The organism is Paenibacillus sp. FSL W8-0426 (assembly GCF_037969725.1).
GTDB lineage: Bacteria > Bacillota > Bacilli > Paenibacillales > Paenibacillaceae > Paenibacillus > Paenibacillus hubeiensis.
Map to the genome: position 1 here is coordinate 5931593 of NZ_CP150203.1, position 12813 is coordinate 5944405.

At 52.8% G+C, this 12813-nt stretch carries 11 protein-coding genes; 3 read left to right on the forward strand and 8 right to left on the reverse strand.

The genetic code is table 11. The features are described from left to right. Positions 1–8: 8 nt before the first annotated feature. The 3 genes from MKY59_RS26910 to xylA all read right to left on the reverse strand — a co-directional run bounded on the left by MKY59_RS26910 (position 9) and on the right by xylA (position 3855). Complete coding sequence (locus MKY59_RS26910; protein ID WP_339274675.1) at positions 9–647, reverse strand: bifunctional 4-hydroxy-2-oxoglutarate aldolase/2-dehydro-3-deoxy-phosphogluconate aldolase; 639 nt, start codon at positions 645–647, stop codon at positions 9–11. 318 nt (positions 648–965) lie between these two features. Beyond that, on the reverse strand, positions 966–2459 hold the full coding sequence (gene xylB, locus MKY59_RS26915; RefSeq protein WP_339274677.1) for a xylulokinase: 1494 nt from the start codon (positions 2457–2459) through the stop codon (positions 966–968). A gap of 79 nt (positions 2460–2538) precedes the next feature. Further along, positions 2539–3855: a xylose isomerase gene (gene xylA / locus MKY59_RS26920; protein ID WP_236420524.1), complete on the reverse strand. Its 1317-nt coding sequence runs from the start codon at positions 3853–3855 to the stop codon at positions 2539–2541. Positions 3856–4052: 197 nt separating this feature from the next. Between xylA and MKY59_RS26925 the strand changes: the two genes are divergently transcribed. Both MKY59_RS26925 and MKY59_RS26930 read left to right on the forward strand, forming a co-directional pair. Then, the gene (locus MKY59_RS26925; protein ID WP_339274680.1) at positions 4053–5219 is read left to right on the forward strand and encodes an ROK family protein; all 1167 of its coding nucleotides are present in this window, start codon (positions 4053–4055) and stop codon (positions 5217–5219) included. Between the two features lie 145 nt (positions 5220–5364). After that, entirely contained in the window at positions 5365–5562 is a 198-nt protein-coding gene (locus MKY59_RS26930; protein WP_236420522.1) for a hypothetical protein, read from the forward strand. Between the two features lie 136 nt (positions 5563–5698). Here the strand turns inward: MKY59_RS26930 and MKY59_RS26935 are convergent, their stop codons facing one another. Both MKY59_RS26935 and trxB read right to left on the reverse strand, forming a co-directional pair. Continuing rightward, positions 5699–5929 (reverse strand): glutaredoxin family protein, encoded by a 231-nt coding sequence (locus tag MKY59_RS26935; protein WP_236420521.1) that lies wholly within the window; start codon positions 5927–5929, stop codon positions 5699–5701. 86 nt (positions 5930–6015) lie between these two features. Next, positions 6016–6957, reverse strand: coding sequence for a thioredoxin-disulfide reductase (gene trxB / locus MKY59_RS26940; protein WP_236420520.1), 942 nt, complete (start codon positions 6955–6957; stop codon positions 6016–6018). A 260-nt stretch (positions 6958–7217) separates the two neighbouring features. On the opposite strand from trxB, the gene MKY59_RS26945 reads away from it, so the two are divergent. Further along, a complete protein-coding gene (locus MKY59_RS26945) occupies positions 7218–7949 on the forward strand; it encodes a ZIP family metal transporter (protein WP_236420519.1) in 732 nt (243 codons plus the stop codon). 133 nt (positions 7950–8082) lie between these two features. Here MKY59_RS26945 and MKY59_RS26950 read toward each other — a convergent pair whose 3' ends face one another. The 3 genes from MKY59_RS26950 to MKY59_RS26960 form a co-directional block, all read right to left on the reverse strand. Next, on the reverse strand, positions 8083–10029 hold the full coding sequence (locus MKY59_RS26950) for a heavy metal translocating P-type ATPase (RefSeq protein ID WP_339274684.1): 1947 nt from the start codon (positions 10027–10029) through the stop codon (positions 8083–8085). 353 nt (positions 10030–10382) lie between these two features. Continuing rightward, positions 10383–11690: a homocysteine synthase gene (locus tag MKY59_RS26955; RefSeq protein WP_339274686.1), complete on the reverse strand. Its 1308-nt coding sequence runs from the start codon at positions 11688–11690 to the stop codon at positions 10383–10385. A 253-nt stretch (positions 11691–11943) separates the two neighbouring features. Continuing rightward, on the reverse strand, positions 11944–12789 hold the full coding sequence (locus tag MKY59_RS26960) for a sugar phosphate isomerase/epimerase (protein WP_339274687.1): 846 nt from the start codon (positions 12787–12789) through the stop codon (positions 11944–11946). Between the last annotated feature and the right edge of the window lie 24 nt (positions 12790–12813).

Below are 12813 nucleotides of genomic sequence, written 5' to 3' on the forward strand. Positions count from 1 at the left end.
ATTTTATGTCAATCCTCTCGATCGCCCGACGCTGCCCGGACAAAGGCTTTGGCCTGTTTCGCGATCTGCTCGCTGTTCCCGGCGGTCAAAGCCTGCTTGGGAAGCAATGCACTGCCAAGTCCAACCGCGGCCGCACCTGCTTCATAATACTGGGCGATATTGTCCAGATTGGCTCCGCCTGTCGCTAACAGTGGAATATGATTCAAAGGAGCTTTGACCTCTTTCAGGTAAGAGAGCCCCAAACTGGCCATCGGAAACAGCTTCACGACCCGGGCTCCTGCTTCGTGCGCCGCGACGATTTCGGTGGGCGTCATGGCGCCAGGCCAAATGTCTATCCCTTGTTCTACAGCATATTCAATGACGGAGAGATCGACATTGGGAGACACCAGAAATTGCGCTCCCGCCGCCACTGCCTCTTTGGCCATCTGCACATTAAGCACCGTGCCGGCGCCGATGTAAGCCTGTCCTTCATGGCGTGCTCGCCAGTCGGCAATGATGTGCTGCGCACCTGGCGTGTTCAAGGTAACCTCCATCAAGCGGATTCCGCCATCGGCCATTCCTTTTCCAGCGGTTACCGCTTCTTCACGGCTGATGCCGCGCACGATCGCTACAAGCCTGGATTCAATCAATACCTCTGATAAATTCATCATATCTACCCCTTAGTATGTAAATTTGGCACCAGAATTCATGCATGCTTCGAAAATCCGGTGATAAGTTATTGCTTCCGACGCCGCTTTCTTTCAGAAAAGCTTTTAGCGAACACTTCGCTTCTTCAGATTGGTTCTGCCTCTCCGTTAACATATATTTGTTCATTACGGCTTGTATAGATTCATTGTAAAACATCTGCTTGCCCTATTGGAAATTTTTCGTCAAACCGCGGCATTGGCAAAATGCAAAAAGGCATCCGCCAATGCGGAAGCCTGCTGCATGAATCTCTTCATTTAGTATAATAGCGAAGCCACGAATCAACGATATTGCGCCAAACGATCATTCAGACTGCGGGTTTGGCCGTATACTTCCTGATACAGCGCAAACAATTCATCGTATACCGCAACCGTCTCCGAATTCGGCTCATACGACTTCGCAGGACGGATAAATGCTGCCGCGCATTCCTGCAACGATGGGAACCAGCCGCAGCCGTAAGCCGCAAGCATCGCTGCACCCATTGCCGGGCCCTGCTCGCTTTCCAGCTTCACCACTTTGGCGTTGAATACGTCAGCCTGCATTTGCAGCCAAGCTTCGTTCTTCGCGCCGCCGCCGATGGAGATGACTTCTTTGACGTCTTTGCCTGCGCCACGCAAAATGTCGATCGACTCGCGCAGCGAGAACGTAATGCCCTCCAGCACCGCGCGTCCGAAATGCTCCAGCTTGTGTCCTGCGTCCATGCCGATGAAGCTGCCGCGAATGTTGGCATCCGGATGCGGCGTGCGCTCTCCGACGATGTACGGCGTGAACAACAGCCCGTTGCTTCCGGCCGGAATGGCATCAATGCCCTGCAGCAACAGATCAAAGGACTTATCCGCAGCAAATGTATCTTTAAACCAAGAAAGGCTGTAACCTGCAGCCAGCGTCACGCCCATAATATAGAAAGCATCTTTCTCGCCGTGATTGAAAAAGTGGACTTTGCCCTCGAAATCGAGATCCTTGCGCTCCTCGTAGGAAAGCACTACCCCGGACGTACCGATGCTGCACATGGTCTGTCCTTCGCTCAGAATGCCTGCGCCAATGGCACCGCATGCGTTGTCCGCGCCGCCGCCGAACACTTTCGTGCTCGCTTGCAGACCCGTCTGGTCGGCGATTTCCGGCAGCAATGTGCCCACTTCCTCGAACGACTCAACCAGTCGCGGACAGAGCGAGAACGGCAAATCAAAAGCGTCCGCGATCTCTTTGCTCCACTGTTTGCCCGCAACGTCCAGCAAAAGCGTACCTGCTGCATCCGAGTAATCCATGGCGTAATCGCCGGTGAGGCGATAACGAACGTAATCCTTTGGCAGCAGGAACAGCGCTGCCTGCTTCAGCAGCTCCGGCTCATTCTCTTGCACCCACAAAATTTTCGGCAGCGTAAAACCTTCCAAGGCACGGTTGCGTGCAATGCTTAACAATTGTCCGCCCAGCACCTTTTCGATGCGGCGGCATTGCGCCGTCGTGCGCGTATCGTTCCACAGGATGGCATTGCGCAGCGGCTTGCCTTCGCGATCCACCAAGACGAGGCCATGCATCTGTCCGGAGAAGCTCAGTCCTTCGATTTCGGATGGGTGAACACCGGAGACTTCAAGCAGCTTACGCAGGGACACAATGGTTTGCTCTACCCAATCCTCCGGATTTTGCTCACTGTATCCGGCTTTTGGCTGGTACAGCGGATATGCCTCGGAAGCTTCAAACGCCACTTTTCCTTCACGGTTGACCAGCACGGTTTTGACCGCACTTGTCCCCAGATCGACACCAATTACATAACTCATTACGATATGCTCCTCTCTAATCCAAAAACCGTCCCCGCCTTCCCAGGGGAAAGTCGGGGACGGTCCGAATGTCCTGTAATTAGTCAGCCAAGATGTACTGGTTCAGTTTTGCTCTCAGCAATTCTTGACGTCCGGATTGGTTTTTGCGTGGGCTTTCGTTGTTCAATGCATATTCAGCCAGGGAAGCAAGCGTAGCTTTGCCTGCGACAACGTCAGCACCGATGCCTTCTTTGAAGCTGCTGTAACGCTGCTCGATGAAGTCGTCGAATACACGATCCTCGATCAATTTTGCAGCGACTTTCAGACCTTTGGCATACGTGTCCATACCAGCGATATGTGCCAGGAACAGATCTTCAGGCTCGAAGGAACCACGGCGAACTTTTGCATCGAAGTTGACGCCGCCACGGCCAAGACCGCCGTTTTTCAGCACTTCATACATGGTCAGCGTAGCATCGTACATATCAACCGGGAACTCGTCTGTATCCCAACCGATCAACAGGTCGCCTTGGTTCGCGTCCAGGGAACCGAGCATGCCGTTGATGCGTGCAACGCGGATTTCATGATCGAACGTATGGCCTGCCAGTGTAGCATGGTTCGCTTCAAGGTTCAGTTTGAAATGTTTGTCCAAACCGTATTTTTGCAGGAACGCAATGGATGTTGCCGCATCAAAGTCGTATTGGTGTTTCGTTGGCTCTTTTGGTTTAGGCTCGATCAGGAATTGGGCGTCAAAGCCGATTTCCTTCGCGTAATCTACAGCCATGTGGAACATGCGGGCGATGTTGTCTTGCTCCAGCTGCATGTCTGTATTGAGCAATGTGTCGTATCCTTCACGACCGCCCCAGAATACGTAGTTTTCCGCGCCAAGGCGTTTACCGACTTCCAGGCCTTTTTTGATTTGTGCCGCAGCGTGAGCGTACACGTCAGCGTTGCATGTGGAAGCCGCGCCGAACATGAAACGTGGGTTGGAGAACATGTTCGCCGTGTTCCAGAGCAGTTTCTTGCCGCTGGACTTCATGTGCTCTTCGAGCAAATCAACGATGGTGTCGATGTTGCTGTAGAATTCGCGCAGCGTTGCGCCTTCCGGAGCGATATCCACATCATGGAAGCAGTAGTAAGGCAGGTTCATTTTTTCCATGAATTCGAAAGCCGCTTCTACGCGAACTTTCGCTTTGTCCAGACCGGAATAGCTATCCCAGGAACGTACAGCTGTTTCTGCGCCGAACGGGTCGCTGCCGCCTGCAGTCAATGTATGCCAATATGCCATGCCGAAACGGAAATGCTCTTCCATCGTTTTGCCGGCTACAACTTCTTGAGGGTTATAGTGTTTAAACGCAAACGGGTTCGTGGAATCTTTGCCTTCAAATGCAATTTTATTAACGGATTCAAAATAGGCCATGTAAAATGCCTCCTCGGTAGTTTTAAAGAAATCGTTTACACCGATATCCTACCACATCGTATTCACTTTGTCTATTGGTTAAACAAAGTAAAAATAAAAATGTTTTTTCGTTGGAAGTTTGCGCTATAATAGTCGAATAGCTTGCGCTCGGATGTTATGTTAACCCCTTTATCCAAAGAATAGGAGTGCCTTTACATATGAAAATTACCGGAGACCAGATGCTGGTCAAAAAAATAAACAAGTCCATCGTGCTGGACACGATTCGGCGGAATGCCCCTCTCTCCCGCGCCCGGGTATCCGAAGTGACAGGCCTTAACAAAGCAACGGTATCCAACCTCGTCGCTGAACTGATTCAGGATGAACTGGTGCAGGAAATCGGTCCCGGCGAGTCCAGCGGAGGCCGCAAACCATTAATGCTGTTATTTCGGGCTACCGCCGGATATGCCGTGGGCCTGGAATTGAGCGTCTCGCATTTGAAGGGTGTGCTTACCGATCTGGAAGGAAACGTCGTCGCCGAATCTACGGCGAAGCTGGAAGCCCATGATGTGCCTGCCGTCTTCGGTCAGCTGAAGCTGGCTGCATCGGAGCTGATTCAAGCTGCTCCCGCCTCGCCCCACGGCGTCATCGGGATCGGAATCGGCGTGCCGGGTATGGTCGACGAGGACGGCACCGTTCTGTTCGCGCCCAATCTTGGTTGGGAAGGCGTTCCGCTCCGTTCCATGCTGGAAGAAGCGTTCAACGTGCCGGTCACGATCGACAACGAAGCCAATGCCGGCGCTCATGGCGAACTGAATTTCGGAGCGGGCGTCGGTGTGCGTCACCTGATCTATATCAGCGCAGGCATCGGGATCGGGTCAGGCATTATGGTCGATGGCGAACTATACAAAGGCGCTTGGGGATATGCTGGCGAAACCGGCCACATGTCCATCGAAGCGGAAGGCCGTGCCTGCTCTTGTGGAAACCGCGGTTGCTGGGAGCTATATGCTTCGGAAAAAGCCTACGATCACCCCGAGCAGAAACTTAACCTGCCTGCCCATACGACGCGAGAACTGATCGAGTACGCCAAACTGGGGAACAGCTCCGTGCTGGCTCTCTATGAAGGAATCGGACGCAAGCTTGGCATCGGCATTACCAACATCGTCAACAGTTTCAACCCGGAACGGATCATCATCGGCGGCCCGTTGTCCGAAGCCGGTCCCTGGATCGAATCTTCCTTGAAACAGGTGGTGGAGGAGCGCACGCTGCCGTACCACCGCCGCAGCCTGCAAATCGAATGGGCCGGGCTTGGCAGCCGTTCGACCCGGATCGGAGCCGCGTATTCGGCAATATCCCAATTTTTAGGAAAAATAAAAGTGTCTGTGTAATACAGGATGAAAATTGACAACATTTCGCCCCATTTTCTCCCTTTTTGCCAGAGAATTAGACGAGTATAATGGGAATATGTGATTTTTGTCATGGCAACATCATCGTTGCTGTGTTATACCCCTAACGAAACGGAGTTGAACACCTGTGACCTACGTGGATACATCAGATATCTCGGCGCAAATGTTTGTCACCGTACTCCTGTTCCTGATCGTCATCGCGCCTCTGTTCAGCCTTGGCATCCTGCGCTTGTTCCAGAGCAAAAAGAAGGCTGGTTTCATGTACATGCTGTCAGGCGTAGCGGTATACGTTGTGTTTCAGACCTTTATGAGCGTTGTATTTTAGCCTTTGCAAGCGAACATCCCGTAATATACACAAAGAACCGTACCATCGATGGTACGGTTCTTCCATATACAAACGGCTCGCGCGGGCCGGAAAGTTTCATGGTTCGCTTGTCGATCCAATCCCGTTATGGGGAGGATTAAGCGTCCAGCACTTTTGCGAATTGCGTTTTGTTCATGCCCAGGATGCGGTGCTCGCCGATCACTGTCAGAGGTACTGCACGCACGCCCATATCCCATACTTGTTGCGCGAATTCATCGTTGGTTTCGATGTTGCGCTCTTCGTAAGAGATGCCTTTCTCAGCCAAAAACGTTTTAACCGATTTGCAGTTCGGGCAGTTGGTCGATGTATATACAATTACGTTTTCCATGTTCTCGTCACCTCATATTGTTTTTTGGGTTTTCAATGTGTATCCCATTGGAGACCGGTGTTACCGGCCTCCGAGGGGTTTTATCATTATTTGGTTACTGCAGCGTGCTCCAGACTTTCAATAAATTTCTCCACGTCCATGGCTGCCATACATCCGCTGCCTGCTGCGGTGATCGCTTGTTTGTAACGAGTATCCTGCACGTCTCCGCAAGCGAATACACCCGGAATGTTCGTTTCGGAAGTGCCTGGAGTCGTCAGGATGTATCCATGATCATCCGTAGTCACTTGTCCATTAAGGAAACCGGTGTTAGGCGTATGGCCGATAGCCACGAACACGCCGCTCGCCGTAATGATTTCCTCTTCGCCTGTTTCGTTGTTGCGGACTTTCAATCCGGTCACACCCGCGTCTCCGGCAATGACCTCCAGTGGCGTGCGGTTCAATGCCCAGTCCACTTTTTCGTTGCTGCGTGCACGATCCTGCATGATTTTGGAAGCGCGCAGTTCGTCACGACGGTGTACCAACGTTACTTTGGACGCAAAACGTGTCAGGAAGTTCGCTTCCTCCAGCGCGGAGTCCCCGCCGCCGACAACGATGATTTCTTTGTTGCGGAAGAAGAATCCATCGCAAGTGGCACATGTGCTGACGCCGCGGCCCACGTTGTTTTCCTCGCCAGGAATGCCGAGATATTTCGCGGAAGCGCCTGTGGACAACACGACTGTTTCGGATACCAGTTCACCCATGCCTTCAACGGTCAGTTTGAATGGACGCTCGCTCAGGTCGATGCTGTTTACCCAGCCTGTGCGGAATTCCGCACCGAAGCGCTCTGCTTGTTTACGCATGTTGTCCATCAGTTCAGGTCCCATGATGCCTTCAGGGAAGCCCGGGAAGTTCTCCACTTCGGTTGTCGTTGTCAACTGGCCGCCTGGCTGCGGGCCTTCGATGACGAGTGGGTTCAGGTTGGCGCGTGCCAGGTAAATTGCTGCTGTCAGCCCCGCAGGGCCTGTTCCGATAATAATGGATTTATACATGTATAGTTCCTCCCCTGTCTTCTGCAAAAAGGTCATGCTCCATAAGGCATCAAATGTAAATGACTCAGCATACACTAAAGCGGAAAGTCCACCGTCATGTCCACTAAACCGGCCTATAGGATAACCAATGCCCTATGCAGAAATGGAAATGTAATTTATAATCATTCTAATCTGTTGTTCATTATGATCTGTTTTCTGAAAGGTGTCAATGCTCGGCAGCGATTATGAAGAAGTCTTCATCAGGAGGGAATAATGAAAGCATGAACGATGCACTCATAGGCAGCATTATCTCGGCCATGTCCACGGGCCTTGGTGCCGTACCCATTTTGTTTATGCGCAAAGTCACGCACCGTCTGCGCGATATTTTGCTTGCATACGCGGCAGGCATCATGACCTCGGCTTCTATGTACAATCTCATTCCGGAAGCGCTTGGCCAATCGAACTTATTCGTATTAACGCTTGGCGTATTGCTTGGCAGCATGGTGCTGTTAGTGTTGGAGATGAAGATCCCGCACGTCGATCTGGAAAATCCGGAGAAAATGCCTTTCAAGATCGAAGCGAAGGCTTTCATGATCATCGCGGCCATCACGATGCACAATTTGCCGGAAGGCCTCTCGGTCGGCGTCAGTTACGCCAGCACGGATGGGAACCTCGGCAACTTGATCGCCTTTTCCATCGGTTTGCAGAATGCGCCGGAAGGGTTTCTGGTTGCCCTCTTTCTCGTAAACCAGAATATCGGGCGTTTCAAAGCCCTCGGCATCGCTACGTTAACCGGTGCGGTGGAGATTGTGACCAGCATGATCGGATACAGTCTCAGCAGCCTGGTTGCGGGCCTGGTTCCTTACGGTCTGGCGTTTGCGGCCGGCGCGATGATGTTCATCGTTTACAAGGAGCTCATTCCCGAAAGCCATGGCGATGGCAATGCCCGCGTTGCGACCGTCTCCTTTTTGCTCGGACTGATTACGATGATTGGATTGACCGAGTTGTTCTAAGCAGGGGCGGAGAACCCCTGAACGTATGTTTAAGAACCCGGACGGACGGCGAACACGCCGCAGCCTTCCGGGTTCTTTTTTTGTTCACATATGAAGATTGCATGAAATAAATGGAGGTAAATCAAACCACCTCTCAACGCAGCAGGCGCAGCCCGTTCAAAATGACCAAAATGGTGCTGCCCTCATGCCCGACAACGCCAAACGGCAGTGCCACGTTCTGCAGAAAATTGGCTCCGATCAGAACCGCAATGACCGAAATCGCAAAAGCCATGTTTTGTTTCATCGTGCGCTGCGCACGGCGCGATTGTCGGATCGCCCAGGCGATCTCCTCGATGTTGTCGTTCATCAGCACCACGTCGGCCACGTCCAGTGCCGTGCCGCTTCCCGACATGCCCATGCCCATACCAACCGTGGCCGCCGCCAATGCAGGGGCATCGTTAACGCCGTCCCCCACCATCAGCACTGCCCCGTAACGTTCACGAAGCTCCTTCACCTGTGCAACCTTGTCTTCGGGAAGCAAGCACGCATGGACATCGCATACCCCTGTCTCCCGTGCAATGACCGCGGCCGTTTCAGGACGGTCCCCCGTCAGCATCACCACTCGGACACCCATCGCTTCAAGTTTGCGTACTGCGACGGCAGCCTGTGGCCGAACCTCATCCCGCATGGCGATCAGACCCGCGGGTTGACCATCCGCATTCACCACGGATATCGTTTTTCCCTGCTGCTGCAGCCGGTGGATGGCATCCTTCCAACCGGAAAGATCCGGAAGGTCATTCGCCTCAAGTTTGCCTACGCTCCAGTTCACTCCATTTACGCAGCCCTCAATGCCTGAGCCAGTCAAAGCCTGCACCTGCCCGGCATCCGGCAAGGCTAGCCCTTCCATCATGGCATGATCTACAATCGCGCGCGCCAAGGGGTGCATCGACTGATTTTCGATCGCAGCCGCCGCTGCAAGCACCTCATCACGTTCATAGCCATCCGCAATCAGCATATCCGTAACTTGCGGCGTCCCCATCGTCAGCGTACCTGTTTTGTCGAAAGCAACGACACGGGTTTGAGCCAGGTTTTCGACGTGTGCACCGCCCTTGAACAGAATGCCTCTGCGCGCACTGCTCGACATCGTTGATAACATGACGGGCATAATGGAGGATACCAAAGCGCAGGGCGATGCAACGACCAGGAAAACCATCGCTTTGTAAAACGCCTCTCCCCACGACCAGCCTAACAGGATCGGCGCCCCGCCAATGACCAGCAGCGTGGCCGCGACGACAACGCGGGCGTAGATTCCCTCAAAGCGTTCAATGAACCGTTGGGACGCCGGAACATCAGCCTGCGCTTCCTCTATCAATTTGATGATTTTACCGAATACCGAGCCTTCTGCCGACCGGGTAACTTCTATATATAAGGCTCCTTCCCCGTTCACCGTACCCGCATACACTTCGTCTCCATGGGATTTATCCACGGGCATCGGCTCCCCGGTAATGGATGCCTGATGTACGAACGAGCTTCCGCGGCAGACGACCCCATCCGCCGGAATAAGTTCGCCCGGCTTGACGAGCAGCAAGTCTCCCTGTTCAAGTTCATCAATGGTTACGCGGTTCAACTGACCGTCTTCCATGCGCAGAGCCGTCTCCGGTTTGAGTGCCAACAAGGATGAAATATCCTTGTGGCTGCGTTCCGTCGCGTAGCTTTCCAATGCACCGCTCAGGGCAAATATGAAGATGAGCATAGCCCCTTCGTTCCAATAACCAATCGCGGCCGCGCCAAGCGACGCAGCAATCATAAGCAAATTGACGTCCAAGTCCCGCTCCTTGACCAGTGTTTCTACGCCTTCCTTCGCTTTGGTCCATCCCCCCATGACATAAGCCGCGATATATAAAACCACGGACAGCACGCTTGACCACGAGGATATTCCCCACGCGAAGAGCATTAACAACCCGCTGCCAAGTGCAGCCTGCATTTCCTTATTTCGAAGCATGGCCCGGAAGTTCGGCCGACGGCCCCGGTTCGGTCCGGTAGAATTTGCCGGTCTACGTTCGTTTGCTTTGGTTTGTAAAGGCTGATGTACAGCTTGCATAAGGATCACGTTCCTTTCGTATGAAAAAATGTGTCGCCGTATTGAGAATGAGAGCCATTGTTACTACCCCTAAAATGACACATGCTGCTGCGGGAATCCCGCAGCAGCATGCTGGTCAAAATGAGAATGATAATCATTTTTGTACTTATGCAATTATTTTTACTCAATACAACTTTTCTATATTATATGCCTGATCTTCCCCATTTGTAAACGGGTCCCCATGCAAAAACTCCAACATCTGCCTGCGCAGACCAAAAACCGCCATCCAGCGGATGACGGTTCCATATGCAAAAACGTTGAAGTTGCAAACACCATGCCAGCTTCATATCAAGGATTGCCCTGCGTTATCCCTGTTACGCGCCAACGCTCGCCCCCTGGCTTGCCTTGATGGCTTGTTCCAGGTCATGCAGAATATCCTGAATGTTCTCGGTTCCGATAGAAAGGCGGATCAGTTCCGGATTGACCCCGGCGGCCCGCTGCTCCTCCTCGCTTAGTTGCTGGTGTGTCGTGCTCGCCGGGTGAATGATCAACGACTTGGAATCGCCGACATTCGCCAGGTGAGAGAACAGCTTGACGTTTTCGATCAGCTTGCGGCCTGCTTCAAGGCCGCCCTTGATACCAAATGTGAGGATCGCGCCCTGTCCTTTCGGCAAATATTTTTGCGCGAGTTCATAGGATGGGTGACTTGGCAAACCGGCATAGCTCACCCACTGCACGTCCTCATGTTTCTCCAGATATTCGGCTACCGCCAAAGCATTGCTGCTGTGGCGTTCCACCCGCAGGTGCAGCGTCTCCAGTCCCTGCAGCAGCAACCAGGAGTTAAACGGAGAAATGGTCGCTCCAAGGTCGCGAAGCAGTTGTACGCGGGCTTTGATAATGTATGCAATCGGCCCAACCGCTTCCGTGTACACGACCCCGTGGTAGCTCGGGTCCGGCTCGGTCAGCCCCGGGAACTTGCCGCTGGCTTTCCAATCGAATTTCCCGCTGTCTACGATCACGCCGCCGATGGAGGTACCGTGCCCGCCGATGAATTTGGTCGCCGAATGCACCACGATATCGGCTCCGTGTTCGATCGGACGAAGCAGATACGGACTCGGGAACGTATTATCAACGATCAGCGGAATTTGATGTTCATGCGCAATGGCGGCCACGGCTTCGATATCAAGCACATTGCCTTGCGGATTGCCAATCGTCTCGGCATACAGCGCTTTGGTTTTGTCCGTAATGGCTGCTCGGAAATTTTCAGGATCGCTCGAATCCACGAATTTCACGTTCAATCCAAGCTTCGGCAGCGTGGTGGAGAACAGATTATACGTGCCTCCGTACAAGCTGGCGGAAGACACGATCTCGTCCCCGGCCCCGGCGATGTTCAGCAGCGAAAATGTGATGGCTGCCTGACCAGAGGCAGTAGCCAATGCCCCAGCGCCTCCTTCCAACGCGGCAATGCGTTGCTCAAATACGTCGGTGGTCGGATTCATCAGACGTGTATAGATATTGCCAAACTCTTTCAGGCCAAACAGGTTGGCGGCATGGTCCGTATCCCGAAATCCATACGATGTTGTTTGATAAAGGGGTACTGCGCGTGCATTGGTGGTCGGGTCAATCTGCTGACCGGCATGAATGGCCAATGTTTCGAATGAAAGTTCACGTTCGTTTGACATATAATCGAAATCCTCCCTTGGCATAAGGCTTGAGATCCATGGTGTCTTCGCGTGTTGTCGCCTGTTTTTTCATATTCTCTCACAAGATGTGGCATTTGGAAAGAGATATTTCCGATTTTTCCGATGAGAAATATATTTTTTCAATTATTGACGCTACACATTGATCATGGACATACCATTCCATAGCTACCAAAAAAGCCTTTGCAGAAGCAAAGGCTTTCGGTGGCTTCATATGGGCAACGAATCGGAACCACTATACATGTACGCCGCCCCATACTTCCCGTAAATGCTTGGCAGCCGGAACGGCCTGCTCTGCCGTCACGCCCTCGAGGGAAATGTCGATGTGCGGCTTATAGGTTTTCAGCAATTCGAAGAACAAAGGATAATCCAGAATGCCTTCGCCAGGCACCGGATTGAATTTTTCGCCTTGTGCATTGAAGGCCACGTCTTTGGCGTGGATCACGATAATGCGCTGATAGAGCGTCTCCATGACTTCTTTCAGAAATCCTGCCTGATCGGCTGCATGCTCCTGTTTAATCAGATTGCATGGGTCGAATAACATGCCAAGATTGGAAGACGGGATCTCCTCGAAAAGTCGAACCATATGCTCCCGCGTATGCAGCGTGTGTGTGGATACAGGCTCGATCGCGGCATGCACGCCCCATTTCTCCGCTTCCTCAGTCAGTTCTTCCAACGTTGCTTTCAATATTCCCCACGCATGCTCTTCATAATGATCGGGATGTGTGGTTTGGTACGTATCCAGACCCCCGGTCTCCGTAGCTACCATGCTGCAGCCGAAATCGCGCGCATAGCGCAAATGCTCCTTGAAACGGTCAATGTCCGCTCTCCGGCGAACCGGATCGGGATCGATCGGGTTAATGTAACAGCCGAGAACCGCAATCTTGACGCCCCGCCGGTCGAATTGTTCCCCGATTTCGTTCGCCAGCCCCGGGCTCAGCTTGCCGTTAGCCGAATCAACGTCGGACAGCGCCTTGGCGAGCGCCAGCTGCACGGAGTTGAAGCCATGGTCCGCTACGGTTTGTGCAAGCTGCGCTGTCGGCAGCTTTCCGAACGTATGCGCAAGTATGCCGAGCTTCATCGTATCGTCCTCCTCATGCATCAG